A 24,340-nucleotide genomic window follows, 5' to 3' on the forward strand; every position below is an offset into this window, starting at 1 on the left:
ATCAGACATACCCCGAGAACAAAAACGACGGAGGTTTATCATGGCTATGTCCCCCTGGGTTACCTGGCCAGCCCTGACCAAGTTTGGTTCACTTGGTGTCATGGGCGCCCTGCTGGTTCTTGCCGGCCAACGGGAAGATCTGCTCGAAAACAATATGTTCGACATGGAAAGCTGGGGTGAAAAAAACGCCAGTATCGTCTGCGATGAGCGCAGCCACGTGGCCCGTACCGAAGACGGCACCTGTAATATCCTGGACAATCCGGCGGAAGGCTCTGCCAATGTGAACTTTGGCCGCAACGTGGACCCCGCCTCGTCCTTTGCGGAATCGGAAAGCGGCAACCTGCTGACGCCGAACCCGCGGGAAGTCAGTAACCTGATCATGTCCCGGGGCGGCGATTTCAAACCCGCCACCACCCTGAACTTCATTGCCACGTCCTGGATCCAGTTCATGGTCCACGACTGGTTCGATCATGGCCCGCGTACCGATGCCAACCCGATCGAATTCCCGTTGCCGGCGGGCGATGTGCTGGGGTCCGGCACCATGTCCGTACAGCGTACCCGCCCGGACCCGAGTGTCACTGGCGATGAATCCCTGGTGACCTACGAAAACATCAACACCCACTGGTGGGATGGGTCGCAGCTGTACGGCAGCGACAAGGAAACCAACGACGAAGTCCGTTCCTTTGTGGACGGTAAGCTGAAAGTCGACAGTAATGGCCGCTTGCCCACAGACTTCCTCAGTGGCAAACCCGTTACCGGTTTCAATGAAAACTGGTGGGTGGGTCTGAGCATGCTGCACCACCTGTTCACCCAGGAGCACAACGCCATTGCGGACATGCTCAAGGCGAACAACCCAGGTGCTACAGATCAGTGGATCTACGATCACGCCCGGCTGATCAATGCTGCCTTGATGGCCAAAATCCACACTGTGGAATGGACTCCGGCGATTCTTGCCAACCCGGTGCTCGAGCGCGCCATGTACGCCAACTGGTGGGGCCTTGGCGGTGATCGTGACAAGCGCGACAAATTCCAGGATGACCTGGACGAGCTGAACAACAACCTGGGTGAACTGGGCGGCATCTTCAACCTGCTCGGTATCGATAACGATCTGGGGCAGGGCGATACCAGCTCCATCGAACACGCCCTGGCTGGCTTGGTGGGTTCGCGCACCCCGAACAACTACGGCGTGCCTTACACGCTCACCGAAGAGTTTGTCTCCGTGTATCGCATGCACCCGCTGCTGCGTGATGAGATCAAGGTCTATGACATCGGCTCCAACGTGGTGGACGAAGAAATTCTGCTTCAGGATACCCGTAACGGTGACGCGGAAGATCTGCTGACCGACGTGGGCCAGGATCGCCTGTGGTACTCCTTCGGTATTACCCACCCGGGCGCGCTGACACTGAACAACTACCCGGACTTCTTGCGCAACCTGTCCATGCCGCTGATTGGCGACATTGATATGGCGGCCATCGACGTACTGCGCGACCGCGAACGCGGTGTGCCCCGTTATAACGAGTTCCGTCGCCAGATCGGCCTCAAGCCGCTTACCAGCTTCGAGCAGTTATCCAGTGATCCGCAGCTGGTGGCAGACCTTAAAGCGCTATACAACAACGATATCGAAATGATCGATACGCTGGTGGGCCAGCTGGCAGAAGAGACTCGCCCGGAAGGCTTCGGCTTCGGGGAAACGTCTTTCCAGATTTTCATCCTCAATGCGTCACGTCGCCTGATGACCGACCGCTTCTTTACCACCGATTACACCGACGAGGTCTACACCGCTGAAGGGATCGACTGGGTAGAAGAGAACACCATGGTCGACATTATTCGTCGCCACTACCCGAACCTGGCCAGCAGTCTGGTAGGCATGGATAACGCTTTCAAACCCTGGGGCCTGAAAATTCCCGAGGACTATCAGTCCTGGTCTGCCCAGGCGAAACAGGACCACCTGTGGGTCAACGGCGCCCTGCGTACCAGCTACGAAGACGGTGAAGTACCGGCCATCGAACCCATCGATATTGGTGGCCTGATCAACTCCGTCCTGTGGAAGAAAGTGCAGGATGTCACCGACGTGAGCCCGCCGGGATACAGCAAGCCGATTCACCCTCGCGGTGCGCTGGCCAAGGTGCAGTTCGTGCCGACGGCAGGCCATGGCTACACCGGCCTGTTCCAGGGGGCAGATCACGGCCTGCTGCGGCTATCTGTGACTGGCGATCCGTCGGACCGTGGCTTTGCACCGGGGCTGGCGCTGAAATTGATGGTGGACGGCAAGCGTTCCGAGAACGTGTCTGCGCTCTATACCCTTAGCGGGCAGGGCGATAACCACAATATCTTTGCCAATGAACTGTCCAACTACGTACAGCCTGAAGTGAACGAAACTCTTGGCACAACGACGCTGTTCTCGCTGGTGTCCAGAAAGCCGACGCTGGTCGTCATGAGTGACATGGCGAAGGTGAACCAGGATGGTTCCCCGGTGAGCAATGCCAACACCCCGTCACAGGTTTATTTCGTGCCCAACGGTGATCTGAAGAATTCCATCAGCACCGCGCCCCACGATTTCCGTGATGACCTGACCGCCCTGAATCCCGGGACCAAGGTGTATGACGTTTACGCGACCTCCAAGTCCATCAAAACGTCCATCTGGCCCTGGGTGACCGCACGCTACGCCCGCGAGCGCCGCAACAGCGCTACCAAAGTCGGCGAGCTGGTCATGGCATCCCCGTTCACCCTGTCCCAGTTCGGTGACACCGGCATCTTCTTCAAGCACCAACGGTACGAAGATCGCTAAGGGAGAGCGATAAACAGAGTTACACCCCCTCAAGCCCGGGCGACGCAAGTCCCCCGGGCTTTTTTTGTGTCTGCTGCCCGGGCCTCAGGGTTGTATTGGCGCGTGAGAACGGATTATGGCGGCTCTGTTTGAGCTGGGGCTTGGTTATCTGTATAAGTTGATCAGTGTCTTTGAGTTTTTGTTCTGTTTTTTGAACATGACATAGGTGATTTGTGGCCAAACTCTTCAATGCTCGCCTTGCTGTATTCTCGACTTTTCTTGCGGCCGGTTCAGCGCCTGTTTTTGGCGCCAGTCTGCCCGATGGGGAGAGTCGCGGAACGGTTGAAACACTGTGCTCTACCTGTCACGCGGTTGATCGCATTCCTGAAAGCCTGGGGTATAGCCGCAGTGGTTGGCTGGCGTTAATCGAGACCATGATCGACCTGTCCGACAGTCCCGAGCGCCGGGATGGCATTGCGGATTACCTTGCGGAACATTTTCCACCGAACCAGCGCCGTGCCCCAACACTTGTCGACGGTGATACGCGAGTTGAGTTTCATGAATGGGTCGTGCCGACCCGTGGCCAACGTTCGCGTGATCCGGTTGAAGCACCTGATGGCTCGATATGGTGGGCGGGTCAATGGGGCAACCTGATCGGCCAGATCAACCCGGCAAGCGGAGAGATGCGTGAGTATGCGCTTCCTGCAGGGGCAATGCCCCATTCCGTGACGGTGGGTAGTGATGGTGACGTGTGGTTTATGGGCAACAAAAACGGGACTGTGGGCCGACTTAGTCCGGCCAGTGGGGATATCAAAGTCTACGATATGCCTGATCCCAACGCTCGTGATCCACATACCGCGGTATTTGATGCCAACGGCCTGCTCTGGTTTACGCTCCAGCATTCCAATCAGGTTGGCCGGCTCGATCCGCGTAATGGTGATATTCGCTTGAAGTCGATGCCGACGGCAGGTTCACGGCCTTACGGCATTAAGGTCGACGCGAAAGGCATTCCCTGGGTTGCATGTAATGGAAGTAACTGTCTGGTGAAAATCGAGCCAGAGACGATGGAGATGACAGAAATTACGCTGCCCCATGAAGAGACAACCGTGCGCCGGCTGGATATCGCGGATAACGGCATGATCTGGTATGTGAATTCCGGGCGTGGCCGGTTGGGGCGTTATGACCCGGAGAACGGTGAAATCAAGGAGTGGCCGTCGCCGAGCGGTCCGACTTCTCATCCTTACGCAATCGCGATCGTGGATGGAATTGTCTGGTATAACGAGTCGGGCATGCGCCCGGACCCGCTTGTGCGTTTCGACCCTGCCACTGAGACATTTCAGAGCTGGCCGATCCCATCCGGCGAGATATTTTCCGGTATTGTGCGCCACATGCGCCCGACACGTGACGGAGATCTGCTGATCCACCAGAGTGCAACGAACCGCATTATTCGGGTCGAGATCGACGACTGAGTTTTGCTGCTGCGAGGGGAACCCAAAACGTGACGCTCTCGAACTTCAGTCTTGCGACCCGCTTACATCCCACCAAAAACGCCCACCTTCCGGTGGGCGTTTTGCGTGCAGCGTGATGCCTGAAGCGTGCTGCATGTCCTGATCAGAATCGGCCGTTCAGGCCCAGTCCCAGGTTGGTCACTTCGTCGCCGCTGCGATCCACCACCCGCATGTATTCCAGGTTGATGAACAGGGTTTTGGTGATGCTGAAGTTCACACCGGTCCCCGGGGCAGGCCTTTATTGCCCCGCCCCTACCTCTCTTTGGCGCTCCCCGCTTGCTGCGCTCTCCAAACCACTTCACAACGTTTATTGGCGCAGATCAATGTGTGATGGTTTGCTCAGCAGAATCCCGTCGCATAGTGCAATTATATGTACTATGGTGCTTGAGGAGGCCCTTTACGGCATGTGCGATAAAAGGAAAGTCGCGAGGGCTTCATCTGTTCGTCACGGACAATATGTCAATCAGAGAAGCGGCCAGTCTTTGGTGGCTCGATCGGGAATGGCTCAAGCTGATTTATCACTATGGAGAGTGACAATGAAGAATGTATACAAAGTTGTTGGCTCGCTATGCCTGACAGGGGCTTTGGCCTCGCAGGTGATGGCTGCCGGTGGGGGTGGGGCGGTGCTAACAGCCGATCCTTCCAGGCATTTTGATGAGAAGGGCAATCCACCCTCTGAGTATACCGTTGAGTTCCAGAATGAAATGCGGTCTTTCCTGCCGTTTAATGACACGCGGGATTTCGATGAACACAAGAAAGGGTTCATTGCTGCACCTGATTACAAACAGATCAAGGCGGAAGACGGTCACGTAGCCTGGGATATGGGCAGCTACGATTGGCTTCTGGATGGCAAAGACTTCGATTCCATTCATCCCTCTCTGCAGCGTCAGGCCATTCTCAATATGAATTATGGCCTGTATGAAGTCTTGCCCGGCAAGATTTACCAGGTCCGAGGTTATGACCTTTCCAATATCAGTTTTATTAAAAGCAAGAAGGGCTGGATTGTTTTTGATGTGCTGACCAGTAAAGAAACGGCGGCCGCAGCCCTGAAATTTGTCAATGAGCAGCTCGGTGAGCGACCCGTTGTAGCGGTTGTTTATTCGCATTCTCATGCCGACCATTTTGGTGGTGTTCGCGGGGTTGTGGATGAAGCCGATGTACGTGACGGGAAAGTTGAAATTATTGCTCCTGTTGGCTTCATGGACCACGCGGTTTCCGAGAACGTGTATGCCGGGAACGCGATGAATCGCCGTATGTACTATCAATACGGCGTGCTGTTGCCACGAAGCCCCTATGGGCATGTGGACCAGGCCATCGGGAAAATTACGTCTTCCGGGAATACCGGCTTGATTCCGCCCACTCGCATTATCGAGAAGGATATCGAAGAGCTGACGGTGGACGGGGTCAAAATGGTGTTCCAGAACACTCCCGGCACCGAAGCACCTGCGGAAATGAATACCTATTTTCCGGATATGAAAGCGTTCTGGGCGGGTGAGAATATCACCGGCACAATCCATAATATTTATACCTTGCGGGGCGCGCTGGTACGCGATGCTCTGGAATGGTCCAAACAGATCAACAATGCGCTATATATGTTTGGCCAGGACGCCGATGTGATGTTCGCTTCACACAGTTGGCCGCGCTGGGGGAATGACCGTATTCAGGAAGTGATGCGTGCCCAGCGCGACGCGTATGCGAATCTGAATAACGGTGTGCTGTATCTGGCAAACCAGGGCGTTACCATCAATGAAATCCATAATGTTTATGAAGTGCCGGAGTCGTTGCAGAAGCAGTGGGCGGCACGGAGCTACCATGGCTCGGTGGAACATAATTCGCGTGCGGTGATTAACCGGTATCTGGGCTACTGGGATGCCAATCCGACAACCTTGATTCCATTGTCTCCGGCGGACTCAGCTCCCTTGTTTGTCGACATGATGGGCGGCTCCAAAAAGATCATCAAGAAAGCCCAGAAGCTGTACGAAGAGGGTGAATACAAGCTGAGCCAGGAAATTCTCAACAAGTTGGTCTATGCCGAGCCGGATAACCAGAAAGCCAAAGACTTGCTGGCGGATACGTTTGAGCAGATTGGTTATCAGCAGGAAAGCCCCAGTGTTCGGAACAGCTTTCTGGCGGCAGCGTATGAGCTTCGCAACGGTATCCCCACGGGTAGCTCAACCAACACCAGTGGCCCGGATATGACGCGGGCAATGGCCACTGAACTTTGGCTGGATTTCCTGGGCGTAAGGCTGGATAGCAAGAAAGCGGCGGGCAAGGCCTTTACCATCAATCTGGTCACGCCGGATAACGATGAGACGTTTATTCTCGAACTGAGTAACGGCACGCTCACCAATATCAAGGGCTTTCAGGAGGATGATGCCGATCTGACCATTACCATTGATCGGGCCGATCTTGAAAAAACCATGATGGGTAAAGTCAGCTTCGATGAGCAAATTGAATCTGGAAAAGCGAGCCTGGATGGGGACAGAGCCCCCTACGAGACCCTGAAAACGCTGCTGACGCAGTTTGATATTGGTTTCGAAATTATGCCCGGCACTGGAGGAGAGCAGTCATCTACTGAGCGTGGGGCATTTGAGCAAGCCCCGGCAGCGGATACTTCCGGAGGCTGATTCAAACTGCGTGATGGGGCTTGTTGTTATTGCTGATCGGCCAGTGTCGGCGGTGCAGGTGGCAAGCTCCTGCACCATAAAAAACCGCGCCTAGGCGCGGTTTTTTATGAGGTAGAAAAAGCAAGATCTGATCCTCATGTCCCCCTCAATAAAAACGTCCCTCTGGCCCTGAGTAACCGCACGCTACGCCCGTGAACGCCGCAATAGTGCCACCAAGGTTGGTGAGCTGGTCATGGCGTCCCGTTTACTCTGTCCCAGTTCGGCGATACCGGCATCTTCTTCAAGCACCAACGGTATGAGGATCGCTAGGGGAGAGCGATAACCAGAGGCGCAACCCTCAAGCCCGGGTGACGGAAGTCCCCGGGCTTTTTTGTGTCTGCCCGAGCGGTCCCTGCCTCATGCTCACCGGACGAGGGTGTCTTGCTTGTAGGATATGGCTTACAGAAAAAGCTAAACAGTTGATATAAAGTGATTTTCAGGGAAAGGGGAATTCGGGATAACTCAGGAAATAACCCGCTGATTCGAGTTTTGTCAGGTGAGAAAGGTTATCAACTTTTCTCTATCCTATTGTGTTGACTGGATCTTATGGCGGAGGCGGGCGGTGGTTGATTAAGAGTTATGTCGAAAAAAGATATGTCGAACGGTTCGACTGAATACGCTGTTAAGCAGTTAAGGATAAACATGAAAATTTACGGACACGCAGACAATATTTACGATGCAGTTGATGCGGTAGTTGAACACGGAGTGGCAGCGGTTGAGGGGACGAAGACTCCTGCCGTCAATTATGCCAACCGCATTATTGAAGCATTAGCTGTTTATCCAGATGTGGCCGCAACCATTGGCTATCAAAATGTAGTAAATGAGGGTTACCTTTACTATGTCTTTGATACAAATAAGTTCGGGTGCGGGGATAGCCGCTTAAAAGAAATAATTAATGAAATTGATGAATCAAATGCTTAACAACGCGCTGCTGGCGGACAAATTTTCCGCTGCGCTCCAAATTTGCCGCAGAGCGCGGCGTTATGGCCCAAATGGAGAGTCATGAAGAAATTCCTAGCATCGTTATTTGGTATTGCCTCAGTCACTGCTAGTGCGGCGGGAATACAAGTAATTACAGTTGATGAACAGCATATCCAAATGGGGCTGGCCGAAGGTCAAGTGGGCGAATACTACGCAATAAAACCAGCTATTGAAATTGAGCTAGATGCTTCAAACTATAAATTTCCGGCTATCCTTGGGCAAGAATCAAATGAACCAAACGCGATTCAACTCATAATCGATAATGAGCATCAATATACAGCGTATTGGGAGCCTGGCGTAACGAAGTACACACTTAATAATGCTACGCTGGTGCCACGGTTTAAGGACTTTAATGGTTTCAACTCTGGAGACCAATTTGTAATTGCCATTGGCGTCTTGGTAATTGATCACGTGAAAAAAGAACAAGCATTTAAAGTGCAATGGGTAGGTATGGGCAAAGTCCAGCCATAACAAGTGGCTGCACCGGAAAATGTAGTTCCCGAGCTTTAGTGGACACCTTCTCCTAATCAAAGAACCTGCCCAGCCTCACCGACAAACCCCACAACAAAAAAACGCCCACCTTTCGGTGGGCGTTTTGCGTGCAGCGTGATGCCTGAAGCGTGCTGCATGTCCTGATCAGAACCGGCCGTTCAGGCCCAGTCCCAGGTTGGTCACTTCGTCGCCGCTGCGATCCACCACCCGCATGTATTCCAGGTTGATGAACAGGGTTTTGGTGATGGTGAAATCTACTCCCAGGCCCAAAGACAGGTCTTTGTAGTTTTCCCCGTCGGAGCCGCCGAAAGCGTTTTTCTCGGTGGTTTCCATGTAGGTGGCACCGATCAGGCCGTAGGGGCGTACCGGCATGGTGTTGGGGAACTGGCCGCGAAAGTAGGCGCCGTAGTAACGGTCGATTTCCACGTCCACGTTGTTGCTCAGCTCATCTTCACCGACGCCCAGGCCCAGGCGTACTTCGCCACCGAGGGTTTCGTCGCGGTTGATCCAGCTGCCGAACTTGAATTGCAGGGCTTTGGGGTCAGCGCTGGAGGTGGTGTTATCCGGCTCGATGTCGCTGCTGATGATATCGATACCGGCAAAACCGCCGGCGTTGGCGAAAAGGGGCATTGCCAAAGCAGCGGCAAACAATACTTTTTTCATGGGTTCTCCCACTGGATGTGAAGTCTCGACGCAATAATAGAGTGATTGTAGTGAAAAGTGGGGGCGACGGCGACCGGGCCGTTTGAGGGGATGTTAGGGAAGGGCGGGAGGGGCGGGGGTGCCTGCAGGGGATGCAAAGTGCATCGCCTGCAGGCGGCCTCCTGTGGTTCAGAGCTTAGTGGTCGTCGTCATGATCGTGCTCGTCTTCGTCGCTATGTTCTTCTTCATGGTCGCTATCAAGACCGGCCCAGGCCAATGCTGCGGGCGGGAAGGTCAGGCTGAGTGGGGATTCCAGGCTGCCTTCTTCAAGATGCACGACAACGATGGCGTTGTTGTCGGTATCCGAAAGAAAGATATGCGCAGGCTCGCCGGCCACGGCCATTTGGGTATTGCCCGGGGCGATGGCATCTTCCACGTGGGCGTGCTCACTCCAGTCAGCGGTGTCGAAAATACGCAGGTCACCGGCATCATCCAGCAACACAAGGTGTTCCCCGTGGGGATCCAGGCGGTGGCTTTCCAGTGTTACGGCGGCGCCTTCGGTCCAGTCCAGTTCTTCGGCGTCACCGTCTTCCGGGTGGATGACAAGGATACGGTCACCGGCATAACCCACAAAGTGGCTCAGTTCGTGATGACTGTCGAAGCTGCCGATACGCTCGCCGGCCCCCAGGCCAAGAGTGGCGTTGGTGACTTTCTCGGCGGTGAAATCCTCTCCGTCCTGATGGACGATCAGGATGCCGTCGCTACAGCCGAACACCGAGTAGTCTTCGTTGGAGCCGGCGCCATGAAGGTCCGGGCAAGTCGGCGCGATGGTGTCTTCCTTGTGATAGTGATCGCCATGCTGATGGTAGACATCAACGGTTTCCGGGAGGCCGGAAGCGGCAGTGCGGAAGGTGGCCAGCAGTACATCGCCGCGGGGCTCGGCCACACCATGGTGGGCACTGGCGAGGGTCTGGCTGGCTACGCTGGAAGCGGTTTCCAGCGATTCATCAGTGAGCAGTTCCACCTTGGCCATGACGGCGCTGGCGGCATCGCCGTCATAGAACAGGGCGGCCTGTTCTCCGTGGACCCGGAAGTGGGTGGGCGCCGGGCCGGTGAGGGTGCCCGCAAAGGTGGGGATCACTTCGTCCACATGGTCGTCATGCAGGTAGAGCCCGCCATCGACGATCTGTACCTGGTTGTCGTCTCGTTGCATGGCCAGGACAAAGCGCTTGCCCGGGCTGGTGTAAAGCGCGCTGGCGTCGTGGTCCAGGGAGAGGGTGCCGGGTAGCAGGGCGCCGGCCTCCAGGTCATACACATACAGCTGGGTGCCGTCGTCATCGGCGGCAATCACCAGTCGGCCGGGATGATCACTCTCGGCATGGTCGTGTTCATCTTCACTGCTGCCCAGCGAGCTGGTGCCGGTTTCGTTACAGCCGGCCATGGCGAGGGCGGCAAGCAGGGACAGGGGCAGGGCTGCGTTTTGTTTCAGGTTTTTCATCATGCGTTGCATGGTGTTCTCCATATTCGTGTTGTTGTGTCCGGCGGAGTAAAGGCGCCGGCACAGATGCCGTTAACGTTGCGGCTTAAAATTCAATGCGGGTACCCACGGTGACGTTGCGACCTGGCTCCGGCACGGTGCTGGCAAGGAAGGAAGAGTGGTTGAATACTTCTTCTCCTAACAGGTTGTTGCCGCGCACATAGAAGGTGTAGCGCTGGTCGCCACGGAGCCGGTAGCTAAGGGTCGCGTTGACCATGTCGTAGGACGGGGTGGTGTCCTCAAAGCCAGCGATCTGGTCCTGTGCAAAGCTGCGGTAGAACTCCAGTTCTCCGTCGAAGTTGCCCAAGTAGCTATTGAGACGCGTGCCTAGCCGTTTGGCGGGGATGCGGGGCAGGTAGCCGCCATCATCGAAGGTCGCGCGCACCGTATCACCAAAGACCGTGATCCCTACCGGGTCGATGCCGTAGTAGCTTAGCGAGGCTTCGGCACCGGTGAAGGTGGCGTCACGCTGGCTGTACTTGATCAGACGAAAGTCTTCGATCTGGTCGAGGGTACGGGCATAGATGTAGTTGTTGATGCGGTTTTCGAAGATGCCCAGATCAAACAGCCAGTCGCCCTGGGTCTTGCGCAGGTTCAGGTTGGCGTTGAGGCTGACTTCGTCATCCAGATCGCTCTGCCCGCCACCGCAGTCGCTGAGCAGGCCGCACTCGTAAGTGTTGGTCGCCAGATGAACGCCTTCTGCATAGAGCTCCTGGGCGCTGGGTGCACGGCCAGAGTGACCCACAGACAACACCAACTCATAACCGGGCACAAAGGCCCAGTTGGCTGCGCCCGAGAAAGAGGCATTGTCCGCGGTGACTTTGGCAAGAGCCTGGCCATTGCGGTCGTCCGGTGTTTGCGTCAGGTGCTCCTGGCGCGCCCCAAGCTCAAAGGACCATTGCTCATTGAGGATGTATTCCTCTACCGCAAAGACGGCAATGGATTCGGTCTCTGTCTTCGGCACGAAGGCTTCGCCACCCAGTGAGCTGAAGTCGAATTGGGTGTACTGCAGGCCCACAACGCCGCGCCAGTTACCCAGCGGTTTGTGTTCCACTTCCAGTCGCGCATCGCCGCCCCTGTTGGTGAAGGTGCTGCCGATGGCGCCTTCCTCAATTTCGTGGTGGCGATAATCGGTGTGATTGCCACGGAAGCGAATGGCGGTCACCCCGGCGAAGGGCTCGCGGTATTCACCACGGGCATCCACCCGGCGGCTGGCCAGGTCCACATAGGGGACAACCTCGCCATGGTCATGGGTATGTGAAGAGGTGGGGCAGCTCAGGCTGGTGCCGCTGGCCTCGCACTCCTCGAATTCGTGGCTGTGGCCGGGCAGGCCGTAGTTGTCGCGGCGATAGCTGTAGGCCATGCCGAAGTAGCCCTGATCCCCGATCCAGGAGGCGCCAATGCTGCCATTGTCGCTTTCCGCATAGGTGCCGGGCACGGTGAGTTCTTCGAAGCCATTCACTTCGTAGTCGTCTGCGTCGCGGCGACTGCCTTCCACCCGAAACACCAGATTGTCGGTGGCAGAGACGGTGAGGCCGGCGGCAGTGGCGTTCTCATCGGCCACGGTATTGGCCCGGGCTGCCACGAAACCCTCCACGTCTTCGCGAGGGCGCTGGGTGGGGATGCGGCTGTCCAGCACATTCACAACACCACCGCTGGCACCGCTGCCATAGAGCAGGGTGGATGGGCCGCGCAGCACTTCTATCTGGCGCGCCAGCAGGGGGTCCACCGTGACCGCGTGATCAGGGGAGATACTGGAGGCATCCAGTACCTGGGAGCCATCATTGAGCACCCCCACTCGTGGGCCGCCCTGACCGCGAATGACGGGTCGGCTGGCGCCGCCGCCAAAGGTGTCACTGTGGACACCGGGCTGGTCTTTCAGGGTTTCCCCGAGGGTGTTCTGGCCTTTCTGGGTGAGGGTTTGTTGGTCCATCACCGAATAGGGTGTGCTGGGGCTGTCACTGCCCAGCGGCAGGGCGGACACGTCCACTTGCTTCAGCTCGTGGGCCTGGTCGGCGGCTGCGCTGTTGTTTTCAGCATCGGCCAATACTGCCGTGGGCACCAACAGGGCCACGGCGACGCACCCGGTCAGGGTCTGGCGTCGAAATATCATAACTACCTCTGTCTCTAGCGTTCATGCAGGGCATGAATGAGGGCGCGAGTAAAAGGGCGCAGCCGAAAAGAAAGCAGCTGGCCGGACTCGTGCCGGAAACACGTTTGTTGCTGATCGCAGGCAGGCGCAGCAGGCCCGGCTCTCATTGAGAGGGGCAAAAGGCGATGCGCCAGTATGATCAGGGATCAGTAACGGGAATCAGGCAGAGACAGGAGGGCCGCGGGGTGGATAGGGGTTGCGTTCGCTGCGGTGAACCACGGTGGTGGTGAGAGGCAGCGGGGTGGGTTCCACCCGTTGAGTGACGGGGGTGTTGTAAACGCTGGGCAAGGCCAGCAGGCCGTGCCCATGGGTACATACCTGGCAATCAGCGGAAGCCAGCAGCTCCTTGGTGGGGCTGTGTTGGCCGGCGTCGATGTGGGCTGGGGCGTGCCATGCCAGCAGCAGCTGGGCACAGAACAGCCCGAGCACCAGAGACAGGGAAAGGCCGCGACGGTATTGGCTCAGCATGGCGGGGATCATTGTGACGTACCCCCGTTATTGTCACCGCAGAGCGGTGTGCAACGGTGCTGTTCCTGGTCGGGCTCGGTGCCGGGTACATAGTCAAAACCACCCGGGTGCCAGGGATGGCACTTGCACAGTCGCTTTGCTGCCAGTGCGCTGCCGCGCAGGCTGCCATGGGCAACTACCGCCTGCCGGGCATATTCCGAGCAGGTGGGGTAGAAGCGGCATTGATTGCCTATCCAGGGGCTTAGCGCCTTCTGGTATAGCCAGATGGCGCCAAGCAGAAGCGATTTCACGAGCGAATTTCTGCCTGTCGTTAAATGTTGTGAGTTGTAAAAAATCCATGATATAGCCATCGCGTGGGGAGATACCAGCGCTGTTCCATGGTCGTAATACGCACAGTGATAAAAAAACGTTGTGATTTCATGACACTGCAACGGCAATGGAAGCAGCAAGGTAGCAAGGAGAGACCATGAAAAAAGCCACAGGATGGACCCGCCCGGTACGCGTCTCAGCACTGGCCGTTACCCTGATGTTGTCTGCCGGTTCCATGGCAGCAGATTGGGAAACCGTGAACGAAGGCAGCGCCCGCACGGATATCAGCACCTATGAAAAAGCCATGGAGGACAGCCCGGTAAAAGCGTTTCGGGGTGTCACCGAAGTGCAGGCGCCGGTATTGAGCGTGTTGGCGGTAATGGCCGATGCCAGTGCGTGTTCCGAATGGTTGTATCAGTGCCAGTCGCTGGAACTGCGTGATAACGATCAGGCCTACATTCGTTTCAAAGGCATCTGGCCGGCCAAGGACCGCGATGCCCTGATCAAGACCCGGACCACCCAGAATGAGGAAACCGGTGCCATTACCCTGGCCTCCCACGCGGTGGACGGTGAGCCGGAGCAGGAGGGTTATGTGCGCGTTGCCGCGCTGGAAGACCAGTTCATCCTGACGCCGCTGGACAATGGCTGGACCCGCATCGAGTTTGAAACTTTTATCGACCCGGGCGGCAATGTGTCATCGGTGGCGAACGTGATTTCCCACAAGGCGCCCCAGGAAACCCTGCAGGGATTGCGTGAGATGGCCAGCAGTGAAACCTATCAGAATGCCAAGCTGGATAGCGCCCTGAAACGCTACCCGGAATTGAAAGGCATGGACTTGCCGCAGAGCCATACACCGGAATGAACAAGGCTGTTGGCTCTAATAGGGTTACCAGGGTTAATAAAGAGGAGCGCCGGTAATTGGGGCCAATCCCCCGGCCGGCGCTTGTTTCCCCGCCCCCTGGCCGCATACTGCGGCCAGCATGCTGTTTAGCGTATTTTGACAAGTGAGGAGAAAACTTTTGCGAGCACTGTTTGTGGCACTGTTGCTGGCCCCCCTTATGCTGGCGAACCCGGCCTGGGCGGCGAATTGGAAAACCAATCATGAAGGCAAGGACAAGGGGGATGTCACCACCTATGTGCGCGATGTCTCCAATAGCCCGGTCAAAGCCTTCAAGGGCATTGTCGAGGTGAAGGCGTCAGCCACCTCGGTACTGGCGGTGATCACCGCCGTGGACACCTTCCCCGAATGGATTTTCCAGAATCAGGGCGCCAAGCGGTTATCCGTGGAAGACCGTGAAGAAATTCACATGCGCTTTAATGGTATCTGGCCGGTGTCGGATCGGGATGTGGTGCTGGCCAATACCCTGAGCCAGAACGAAGACACCGGTTCCATTACATTACACAGCGTGAACGCCGATGGCGTGTTGGAAAAGCAGGATGGTTTCGTGCGCATCCCCGCGCTGGATAACCAGTTTGTTATTACCCCCATGGAAGATGGCTGGGTGCGGGTGCAGTTTGAAACCTTCGTGGACCCGGGCGGCAGCGTGCCGGTGTGGCTGGCCAATCTGGTGGCGACCAAGGCACCGCTGGAAACCTTGCAGGGGTTGAAGGTTCAGCTGGAAAAGCCGCGTTTCGCCAATGCTACACGGAAAGATTTGCCGCCATTGCCGGGGATGGACACACTGTCCCTTGAGGACTGATTCCCCGGCACGTCTGCCCGGGTGAGTTCATGGAGTCACGCACCCGGGGTATCCGCCCGGGCAAGGAGACGAGGGCGAGCCATGGTGCTGGCACGGTTTCAGCAGTGGTATACCCAGTTACGTTCCAGCATGTGGTTGCTGCCAGCCTGTTTTCTGGTGGCGGCATCGCTGCTGGCCTTTATCCTCACGGCCATCCCCGGCGAGTTGCCGGATGCCAGGGAACATTGGTGGGCTTACCTGCTGGCGGTAAACCCGGAAGGTGCCAGCGCGGTGCTGACCACCATCGCCGGTTCCATGATCACCGTGGCCGGTGTGACCTTCTCCATTACCATGCTGGTGTTGGCCCAGGCGGCCAGCCAGTATTCCCCGCGCCTGCTACGCGATTACATGGCCGACCGGATCAATCAATTGACGCTGGCCGTGATTGTCGGCGTGTTTGCCTATTGTTTACTCGTGCTGCGCAGCCTGCCTGCGGACTCGTTGTTGCTGGGGCATGGCGTTGCCGTGATGGTGGCGTTGCTGGGGGCATTCGTCGGCCTGGCGCTGCTGATCTATTTTATTCACCACATTGCCAGTTCGATCCAGGTGTCCCAGGTGGTGGCGAAAATCACCGAAGACACCCAGGCCGCCATCGCCCAGCGCTACGATCAGGCGTTCGGGCGGGTCGCCGAAAATCCGGCGGCATTGCGAGCGGAGGCGGTGGTGGTGGATCTCGATGGTGATGGTTACAGCCATAAGCCGGGCGGGTATCCGTTAGCGGCGCCGCTCACCGGGTTTGTGCAACAGGTGTACCTGAACGGCCTGGTCAAAGAGGCGGATGCCCAAGGGCAGCTGATTACCATGCGCGTGGCGGTGGGCGAGTTTGTGGTGCAGGGGCAACCATTGTTGTACCTGCATGGCCCGGGCTGGGGAGAAGAGCGATGCGCGGCGTTGTTGCGTTGTTACGTGATCAACCGTCACCGCACCATCGAGCAGGATCCTGCCTTTGGCATCCGCCAGCTGGTGGATATTGCCATTAAAGCCCTGTCCCCGGGGATCAACGATTCCACCACTGCCGAGCAATGCGTGTTGTACCTGGGGGCGGTGATTGCGGACCTGTCCGGTCGCCATATGCCGGAGCCCTTTCGGCGGGTGAATGGGCAGCTGCGGCTGCAATGCCAGCAGCGAGACTTCGCCGACTATGTGGAGGCCGCCTTTGCGCAGATCGCCCGCAATGCCCGGGGCAATCTGGCAGTTTTGGCCACGCTGGGTAGCTCGCTGGCCATGCTGGAACGCACGGTGCCGGCTGAGAGGGTGGGCCCTATACAGCAGCAACGACGCCACTGGGTCACACAGGTGCGAGATAGCCTGTCGCGGGAGGACCAGCTGACCCTGAAGATTTGAAAGGGCTGCGCTACAAGGTCGGCTTGAGTGCTCGCTATATTCATGGGATGATTTCTTTAAATTCATAGGATGACCAGATGAATAAAGCGAAATTACCTCGTCTTTCTCTGGTGGATAGCGCGGTGGCTGAATTACGCAGCGCCGTGGCGCGTGGTGAGTGGCCGGTGGGCGAGCGCATTCCCACCGAATCCCGGCTCAGTGAGCAATTCGGCGTGGGGCGCAACACGGTGCGTGAAGCCGTGCGGGTGCTGGTGCATGCGGGGCTGCTGGAAACCCGGCAGGGCGCCGGCACCTTTGTGCGTGCCCGGCTGGACCCCACCGAAGCATTGCGAAGGATGGAGCGCAGTACCCTGCGCGATCAGCTGGAAATGCGGATGGCGTTGGAAGCCGAGGCCGCTCGGCTGGCAGCCCAGCGCCGTGATGGGCCTGATCTGGACGCCATGCACTCCGCGTTGGCGGCACGCGGTGCAGCGGGGGCCAACCTGCCCCTGCGCATTCAGCATGATCGCGCTTTTCACCAGGCCATGATTGCCGCGGCCCATAACCGGGCGCTGGCGGAGCTGTACCGCTATTTCAGTGAAGCGGTGGCGCGCACCATTGCGCGCACGGAATACGATGACTCTCTGCCGGAACCCAGCCAGCAAGACCATGAAGCCTTACTGGCGGCGGTGGAGCGGGGCGATGCGTCCGCCGCCGAGCAGCAGGTGCGGGCGATGCTGGCGCCTGCGCTGGCGGCGTTGCAGGCGTCCTGATGATGGGGCTGTTGCGCCGGCTGGATGGCTTTACCCTGTTACTGTTAATGGTGATTGTTGCTGCCACGGTGTGGCCGGCTGGTGGTGGCCTGGCAATGGGGCTGTCGCAGCTGTCTACGCTGGCAGTGGCGGTGCTGTTCTTTGTGCACGGGGCGGCGCTGTCTCGCAAACAGGTGCTGGCCGGGGCGACTCACTGGCGGTTGCATCTGTTCATTTCCTCGCTGACCTTTGTGGTCTTCCCGTTGGCGGTGTTGCCGGTGACCTTGCTGGCACCGCAGTGGATTCCGCCAGAACTGGCGTTGGGCTTTCTGTATCTGGGGGTGTTGCCCTCCGCTGTCTCCTCTTCCATCGCGTTCACTGCCATGGCGCGGGGCAATGTGCCGGCAGCGGTATGCAGTGCTGCGGCCTCCAATGTGTTCGGCATGATGCTCACCCCTTTCCTGTTGATGTTGATGGTGTCCGCCAGCGGTGATGGTGCCTTTGATGTTGCAGGGGCGCTGAAAGGGATCATCCTGCAGCTGCTGCTGCCGTTTGCCCTCGGGCAGTTGCTGCGCCCGAAACTGGTGGAGCTGTTAACACGTTGGCCCGGTTTTATAGGCCGTTACGATCAGGGCGTGATTATGCTGATCGTGTATGTGGCCTTTTCGGAGTCGGTGAACGAAGGCCTGTGGCAGCAGTTGCCGGTGGCGTCGTTGTTGCTGGCGGTGGGCTTGTGCTTGTTGTTGCTGGCACTGGTGATTGGTTTATCCATGTTGTTGGCGCGGCGCCTGGACTTGAGCCTGGCGGATGAAATCGCGGCGGTGTTTTGTGGTTCGAAGAAAAGCCTGGCCTCCGGTTTGCCCATGGCCAAGGTACTGTTCGTGGCCAACCCGGGTTTCGGCATGATCGTGCTGCCGATCATGTGCTACAACCAGATCCAGATTCTTTGCGGGGCGTTCCTGGCCGGGTATTACCGGCGCAAGGTTGAAGCGCAAGCGGCGTAACCTGCAAGCCTTGGTAGGGCATCTTGAGCGTGGGTTTGTCGGATTACGGCCTTCGGCCTAATACGACCTACACGCGCTACGAAGCTGCTGTAAGGAGCTCCCTTCCAGGGAGCGAACCGAGCGCAGCGAGGGAATCGCCCGGGAGGGCGATCAGGCGTTCCTGATCCGCCTGGTTCGCACCTCGAGAGGTGCTCCTACAACTGGAGGTAAACCAACAGCGCGCCCCTTTGTTGGGCGCGCTGTTACCTGGAGTTGATATGTGCCGCGTTTCTTCTATCTGCTCCAGCGGGTGCCTTCGCGGGTGTCTTCCAGTTGAATGCCGGCCTCGGTGAGTTGTTGGCGGATTTCGTCGGCGCGGGCGAAGTTCTTGTCTTTCTTGGCCTGGGTGCGCTCGGCGACCAGCGCGTCGATATCGTCGTTGCTGAGGCCGTCTTCGCTCACGTTCTTGTTCTGGAACCAGGCGGTGGGGTCCACGGTGAGCAGGCCGAGCAGGTCGGCGGCGGCGAGCAGCTCGGCTTTGAGCTTCGGCTTGTCGCTGAGCTCGGCCTTGTTCAATTCGCCGGCAATGGCGTGCAAGGCGCTGACGGCTTCTGAGGTGTTCAGGTCATCTTTCAGCGCGTCCAGTACCGGGTGGTTGTCCGGCAGTTGGTAGCCCGCTTCCGGCGCCACGGTTTCACCGCGACCCAGCAGGGCGTAGTAGAGCGTATCCAGCCCCTTCTCGGCGTTATCCAGTACGTCGGCGGAGAAATTCAGCGGCGAACGATAGTGACTGGAGAGCAGGGCGAAACGCAGAATTTCACCGTGGTACTGGGTGAGCAAATCACGCACCAGACGGAAGTTGCCCAAAGACTTGGACATCTTCTCGCCATCGATATTGATGTAGCCATTGTGCAGCCAGTAGCGCACATAATCGGTGCCGTGGGCGCAGCAGCCCTGGGCAATTTCGTTTTCATGGTGCGGGAAGATCAGGTCCTGGCCGCCACCGTGGATATCGATGACATCACCCAGATGCTTGTGAATCATGGCGGAACATTCGATGTGCCAGCCCGGGCGGCCACGGCCCCAGGGGGAATCCCAGCCGGGTTGCTCATCGGTGGACGGTTTCCAGAGAATAAAGTCGCCGGGGTGACGTTTGTAATCCGCTACTTCCACCCGGGCGCCAGCGAGCATGTCTTCCAGTTTGCGGCCGGAAAGCTTGCCGTAGTCGGGCATGGATTCCACCGCGAACAACACCTGGCCGTCGGCTTCGTAGGCGTGCCCTTTTTCCACCAGGGTGGCGATCATCTGGATCATCTCGGGGATGTGGTCGGTGGCCTTGGGGATGATGTTCGGGGTTTTGGCATTCAGTGATGCCATGTCGTCAGCAAAGGCCGCGGTAAAGCGTTCGGTGAGGGCACTGATATCTTCGCCGTTTTCCGCTGCCGCCTTGATGATTTTGTCATCAATGTCGGTGATGTTGCGCGCATAGACCACGTTCGGGTAGAGCCGTTGCAGCAAACGGTACAGAACATCGAAAACCACCACCGGGCGGGCGTTGCCAATGTGGACGAAGTTATACACCGTGGGACCGCACACGTAGAGGGTGATGCGTTTGGGGTCCAGCGGAATGAAGTCGTCCTTTTTCCCGTTGAGGGTGTTCTGCAATCGTAAGGTCATTTGCCGTACAACTCTTTGGGGTCTTTGATGGGGGCTTTGTCGATGGTTACGTTGTCGGCGTCGGCTTTCCAGTAAAAGCAGTCGCGGCGGCCGGTGTGGCAGGCGGGGCCGGTCTGGTCCACTTTCACCAACACGGTGTCCGCGTCGCAATCAATGCGCAGTTCTTTCAGCATCTGCACCTGGCCGGAGGATTCCCCCTTGCGCCATAATTTTCCCCGCGAGCGGGAAAAATAACAGACACGGCCTGTGGCCAGGGTTTCTTCGATGGCGTCGCGATTCATCCAGGCCATCATCAGCACTTCGCCGCTGTCGTGCTGTTGGGCAATGGCGGGTACCAGGCCGTCGCTGTTGTATTTGAGGTTGTCCAGCGCGTCCTCGAGGGAGAGCTGGAAGCCTTCGGGTTGGTGTTCGTTATCTTTGAACATGACGCCTCCAGGGCGTTTCTATTCTGAATGTAGGAGCACCTCTTGAGGTGCGAACCGAGCGACAGCGAGGAATTTGGCAAACCTGGTTCGCGCCTCAAGCGGCGCTCCTACAGCGGCTCCGTTAAATCGGTAAGCGAGTCGCTGCGGCCAGAGCTGCGACGGCTTCGTCCAGATCCACGGTTTCGGTGGCCTGGGAGCCCAGGGTGCGAATCGCCACCTGGTTCTGTTGTGCTTCCTGCTCGCCGATCACCCAGATACGCGGGGTCTTGGCGCGGGAGTGCTCGCGGACCTTGAAGCCGATCTTTTCGTTACGAATATCCAGTTCAGCCGGTACCCCGGCGGCAACCAGTTTCTGTTGCACGGCAGAGGCGTATTCGTCGGCGGAATTGGTAATCGTGCAGATTGCCACCGGGCGCGGCGCCAGCCAAAGAGGCAGGTGGCCGGCGGTGGATTCGATCAGGATACCCAGGAAGCGTTCCAGTGAGCCCAGTACCGCACGGTGCAGCATGACCGGGCGCTGGCGGGAGCCGTCTTCGGCTACATATTCCGCATCGAGGCGGTCAGGCAGCACGAAGTCCACCTGCAGGGTGCCGCACTGCCAGTCACGGCCAATGGCGTCACGCAGCACGAATTCCAGTTTCGGGCCGTAGAAGGCGCCTTCACCCGGGTTCAGTTCGCACTCCAGGCCCAGGGACTCCACCGCCGAGCGCAACGCGCCTTCGGCCTTGTCCCAGGTTTCATCGGTTCCGGCGCGGTTGTCCGGGCGGTCGGAGAACTTGATGCGGAACGAGTCGAAGCCAAAGTCGGCATAGACTTCGCGCAGCATCTTGATGAAACCGGCGGTTTCTTCGTTGACCTGCTCTTCGGTACAGAAGATGTGAGCATCGTCCTGGCTGAACGAGCGGGCACGCATCAGGCCGTGCAGGGCGCCATGGGCTTCGTTACGGAACAGGGTGGTGAATTCGCCCAGACGAATGGGCAGGTCCCGGTAGCTGGTGATGCCTTGCTTGAAAATCTGCACGTGGCCCGGGCAGTTCATCGGCTTCACGGCCATTTCTTTGTGGTCGTGGGTGCAGACGGTGAACATGTCTTCGCCGTACTTGTCCCAGTGGCCGGATTGTTCCCAGAGGATGCGGTCCATCATCTGCGGGGTGGAGACTTCCTGATAGCCGCCTTTTTCCATCTTGCCGCGGATGTAGTTTTCCAGGTTCTGGCGCATGCGCCAGCCTTTCGGGTGCCAGAACATGCTGCCCACCGCTTCCTGCTGGATATGGAACAGGCCCATTTCCTTGGCGAGTTTGCGGTGGTCACGCTTTTCCGCTTCCTCAAGCTGCTTGAGGTGAGCATTCAATTCTTTTTTGTCGCGCCAGGCGGTACCGTAGATGCGCTGTAGCTGGGCGTTGTTGGCATCGCCACGCCAGTAGGCGCCGGCCACCTTGGTCAGCTTGAAGCCGTCACCCAATTTGCTGGTGCTGGGCAGGTGCGGGCCGCGACACAGGTCGATGAATTCGCCCTGGCGGTAGAGGCTTACCTCCTGATCGGCGGGCAGGTCGCGGATGATTTCGGCCTTGAACTCCTCGCCTTTCTCCAGGAAAAACGCCACGGCTTCATCGCGATCCCAGACTTCACGCCGAATTTCCTCATTGCGGCGCACAATGTCCTGCATGCGCTTTTCAATGGTTTTCAGGTCATCCGGTGTGAACGGGGTGTCCCGATGGAAGTCATAATAGAAGCCGTTGGTAATGGTCGGGCCAATGGTCACCTGGGTATCCGGGAACAGCTCCTGTACGGCTTCGGCCATGACATGGGCGGCATCGTGGCGAATCAGTTCCAGGGCCTCGTCGGTGTCCCGGGTGATGATTTCCACCGTGGCGCCGTCGTCGATGGGCAGATAGACGTCGATCAGGTTGCCGTTGGCCTTGGCGGCCAGGGCCTGTTTGGCGAGTTTTTTGCTGATACGTCCGGCGATCTCGAAGGCGGAGGCCGGCTGCTCAAACTCCATGCTTGCCCCATCGGGCAGTTGATAGCTCACACTCATGAGACAAGGGATCCAGGTGATTGGCTCAGAACCGGCAGATGGTAGGCAATCAGGCCCCCCGCTTCAAGGTGCGGGGGCCGTTAAGCACCCTTCGGGGTGCGATTTTGCGGCCTTTAATGCGCCTGTCGTGGATTAACCGACGTATGGCACAGAATTTTGCCTGTTTCCGGGCGCCCGCCTATGCTTGGGGCGGGGATGCAGGGATAGATGACAATGAGAGTCCAAGGATGAACCCGATGGAGCTGGATAGCCCATGATGACACCCTCACAGACGCAACAGATGGCAGACAACGCGCAGTTGCCCAGACTGTTGCGGGTAGCACAGCATCTGAGTGAGCAGAAAGATGTACCCCGTCTGCTTGATGCGCTGCTCAAAGAAGTACTCTACCTGTGCCATGCAGACACGGGCTGGGTATGGTTGTATACCGATGGCCGCCCCCGGGCCGGGCTGAACTGCCTGTGTCGCGATGGGACCGGTGAAAGTGATGCGGTAAAGGAGGCACCACAGTGGTTCCGCCCATTAGCCGATGAGGCTGATGGCGCCGCTGGTATTGTGGAGCAGTGTTTCGCCGCCGGTGAGCCCCTCACCGTGGCATTGACGCAAACATCCCTCAATGAGGCGGATCAGGCATTGCTGGCGGCACTGGCCCCGCAGGCCAAAGGCGTGCAGCTCTGGCCACTGTATAACCACGAAGGCCTGGTCACCGGTGTGTTGCAACTGGCTTACGACAAAGCGGTGCCCCGCAATCTGCAACGTCTGGGTGAGCATGGGCACCTGATTTTCCAGTCCCTGCTGACCTACGGCGGGATTGCCTTGAGCAATCTCAGCCAGGTGCAGGAACTCAAGGACTTGCTGGACGCGTTTATCAAAGTGCTGGCCCAGGCCATTGATGCGAAAAGCCCCCATACCAGTGCGCATTGTCAGCGGGTGCCGGTCATCACCGAAATGCTGGCCCAGGCCACCTGTGATGATCAGGCATTGTTCCCGGATTTCTCGCTGGATGAAGAGGGCTGGTACGAGCTGCACGTGGCCGCCTGGCTGCATGACTGCGGCAAGCTGGCCACCCCGGATTCGGTGTTGGACAAGTCCACCAAACTGCACACATTGCACGATCGGATTGATGAAGTGGCCAGCCGCTTTGCTGCTCTGCGGGCAGAAATCCAGTTTCGCTACGAAAAAGACTGTTTGCTGAAACCGGCAGAAGAGCCGTCCCACCGGCAGCGGATGGAAGAGTCCATTGATGCCTTGAAGGAAGAGCTGGCGTTTCTGGAGCGGATTAACCGGGGCGGCGAGGCCATGGCCGACGTCGATCAGCAGCGGGTAAAAGAGATAGCCGCGCGTAGCTGGACTGATGCCTGGGGTCAGAAAAAACCATTGCTCAGCGATGATGAGGTGTACAACCTGTGCATTCCGCGCGGCACTCTGACCCCGGAGGAGCGCAAGATCATCAACGGCCACATGGATGTGACGCTGGATATGCTGGGTTCATTGCCGTTCCCGCGCAAACTGCAGCGGGTACCGGAATACGCTGGCGGCCACCATGAAAAAATGGATGGCACGGGCTTCCCGCTCGGCCTGACCCGCGACCAGATGTCGATTCCTGCCCGCATCATGGCCATCGCTGATGTGTTCGAAGCGCTTACAGCAAAGGAGCGTCCCTACAAAACACCGCTGAAACTCAGTGAAGCGCTGGGCATCATGCAGCGCATGCGCGACAACGACCACCTGGATCCGGATCTCTATCAGCTGTTCATCCGCTCGCGGGTGTGGCGTCAATATGGCGAGATGCATCTGGACCCGGTGCAACTGGATGTGGAAGATGGCAGCGCGTTTTTGTGATGTTTTTTCTGCAGGCGCGCGACTCCTGCAGAACCATAGGC

At 57.9% G+C, this 24,340-nt stretch carries 19 protein-coding genes; 11 read left to right on the forward strand and 8 right to left on the reverse strand.

The features are described 5' to 3' along the window. Positions 1-40 precede the first annotated feature (40 nt). From CL546_RS03845 to CL546_RS03865, 5 genes are all read left to right on the forward strand, one after another. A complete protein-coding gene (locus tag CL546_RS03845; RefSeq protein ID WP_290493103.1) occupies positions 41-2,788 on the forward strand; it encodes a peroxidase family protein in 2,748 nt (915 codons plus the stop codon). A 212-nt stretch (positions 2,789-3,000) separates the two neighbouring features. Continuing rightward, positions 3,001-4,236, forward strand: coding sequence for a Vgb family protein (locus CL546_RS03850; RefSeq protein ID WP_290493104.1), 1,236 nt, complete (start codon positions 3,001-3,003; stop codon positions 4,234-4,236). 416 nt (positions 4,237-4,652) lie between these two features. Further along, positions 4,653-6,902, forward strand: coding sequence for an alkyl/aryl-sulfatase (locus CL546_RS03855; protein ID WP_290493105.1), 2,250 nt, complete (start codon positions 4,653-4,655; stop codon positions 6,900-6,902). 681 nt (positions 6,903-7,583) lie between these two features. Further along, on the forward strand, positions 7,584-7,862 hold the full coding sequence (locus CL546_RS03860) for a hypothetical protein (RefSeq protein ID WP_290493106.1): 279 nt from the start codon (positions 7,584-7,586) through the stop codon (positions 7,860-7,862). Between the two features lie 81 nt (positions 7,863-7,943). After that, positions 7,944-8,393 (forward strand): hypothetical protein, encoded by a 450-nt coding sequence (locus CL546_RS03865; protein WP_290493107.1) that lies wholly within the window; start codon positions 7,944-7,946, stop codon positions 8,391-8,393. A 165-nt stretch (positions 8,394-8,558) separates the two neighbouring features. On the opposite strand, the gene CL546_RS03870 is transcribed toward CL546_RS03865, so the two are convergent. The 5 genes from CL546_RS03870 to yidD form a co-directional block, all read right to left on the reverse strand. Next, positions 8,559-9,077, reverse strand: a complete 519-nt coding sequence (locus CL546_RS03870; protein ID WP_290493108.1) for an outer membrane beta-barrel protein — start codon at positions 9,075-9,077, stop codon at positions 8,559-8,561. Positions 9,078-9,252: 175 nt separating this feature from the next. Beyond that, positions 9,253-10,566 carry a hypothetical protein gene (locus CL546_RS03875; RefSeq protein ID WP_290493109.1) on the reverse strand — a complete coding sequence of 438 codons (1,314 nt, stop codon included), beginning with the start codon at positions 10,564-10,566 and terminating at the stop codon, positions 9,253-9,255. Between the two features lie 73 nt (positions 10,567-10,639). Next, positions 10,640-12,706, reverse strand: coding sequence for a TonB-dependent receptor domain-containing protein (locus CL546_RS03880; RefSeq protein WP_290493110.1), 2,067 nt, complete (start codon positions 12,704-12,706; stop codon positions 10,640-10,642). Between the two features lie 198 nt (positions 12,707-12,904). Further along, positions 12,905-13,213, reverse strand: coding sequence for a DUF2946 family protein (locus CL546_RS03885; RefSeq protein ID WP_290493111.1), 309 nt, complete (start codon positions 13,211-13,213; stop codon positions 12,905-12,907). A gap of 8 nt (positions 13,214-13,221) precedes the next feature. Beyond that, positions 13,222-13,503 (reverse strand): membrane protein insertion efficiency factor YidD, encoded by a 282-nt coding sequence (gene yidD, locus CL546_RS03890; protein ID WP_290493112.1) that lies wholly within the window; start codon positions 13,501-13,503, stop codon positions 13,222-13,224. Positions 13,504-13,679: 176 nt separating this feature from the next. Between yidD and CL546_RS03895 the strand changes: the two genes are divergently transcribed. The 5 genes from CL546_RS03895 to CL546_RS03915 all read left to right on the forward strand — a co-directional run bounded on the left by CL546_RS03895 (position 13,680) and on the right by CL546_RS03915 (position 18,340). Next, positions 13,680-14,384, forward strand: coding sequence for an START domain-containing protein (locus tag CL546_RS03895; protein WP_290493113.1), 705 nt, complete (start codon positions 13,680-13,682; stop codon positions 14,382-14,384). A gap of 157 nt (positions 14,385-14,541) precedes the next feature. After that, positions 14,542-15,222, forward strand: coding sequence for an START domain-containing protein (locus CL546_RS03900; protein ID WP_290493114.1), 681 nt, complete (start codon positions 14,542-14,544; stop codon positions 15,220-15,222). Between the two features lie 81 nt (positions 15,223-15,303). After that, positions 15,304-16,605 carry a DUF2254 domain-containing protein gene (locus CL546_RS03905; protein WP_290493115.1) on the forward strand — a complete coding sequence of 434 codons (1,302 nt, stop codon included), beginning with the start codon at positions 15,304-15,306 and terminating at the stop codon, positions 16,603-16,605. 77 nt (positions 16,606-16,682) lie between these two features. Beyond that, the gene (locus CL546_RS03910; RefSeq protein WP_290493116.1) at positions 16,683-17,357 is read left to right on the forward strand and encodes a FadR/GntR family transcriptional regulator; all 675 of its coding nucleotides are present in this window, start codon (positions 16,683-16,685) and stop codon (positions 17,355-17,357) included. Then, entirely contained in the window at positions 17,357-18,340 is a 984-nt protein-coding gene (locus CL546_RS03915; RefSeq protein ID WP_290493117.1) for a bile acid:sodium symporter family protein, read from the forward strand. Before CL546_RS03910 ends, CL546_RS03915 begins: the two co-directional genes overlap by 1 nt. 273 nt (positions 18,341-18,613) lie before the next feature. Here CL546_RS03915 and cysS read toward each other — a convergent pair whose 3' ends face one another. From cysS to thrS, 3 genes are all read right to left on the reverse strand, one after another. Further along, the gene (gene cysS, locus CL546_RS03920) at positions 18,614-19,996 is read right to left on the reverse strand and encodes a cysteine--tRNA ligase (protein WP_290493118.1); all 1,383 of its coding nucleotides are present in this window, start codon (positions 19,994-19,996) and stop codon (positions 18,614-18,616) included. Beyond that, positions 19,993-20,421 (reverse strand): phosphoribosyl-AMP cyclohydrolase, encoded by a 429-nt coding sequence (hisI, locus tag CL546_RS03925; protein ID WP_290493119.1) that lies wholly within the window; start codon positions 20,419-20,421, stop codon positions 19,993-19,995. Before hisI ends, cysS begins: the two co-directional genes overlap by 4 nt. Before the next feature lie 121 nt (positions 20,422-20,542). Further along, positions 20,543-22,459, reverse strand: a complete 1,917-nt coding sequence (gene thrS / locus CL546_RS03930) for a threonine--tRNA ligase (RefSeq protein ID WP_290493120.1) — start codon at positions 22,457-22,459, stop codon at positions 20,543-20,545. 253 nt (positions 22,460-22,712) lie between these two features. On the opposite strand from thrS, the gene CL546_RS03935 reads away from it, so the two are divergent. Beyond that, positions 22,713-24,299: an HD domain-containing phosphohydrolase gene (locus CL546_RS03935; RefSeq protein WP_290493121.1), complete on the forward strand. Its 1,587-nt coding sequence runs from the start codon at positions 22,713-22,715 to the stop codon at positions 24,297-24,299. Positions 24,300-24,340: the final 41 nt, after the last annotated feature.

The sequence above is a fragment of the Alcanivorax sp. genome, from assembly GCF_002726155.1.
Taxonomy (GTDB): domain Bacteria; phylum Pseudomonadota; class Gammaproteobacteria; order Pseudomonadales; family Alcanivoracaceae; genus Alcanivorax.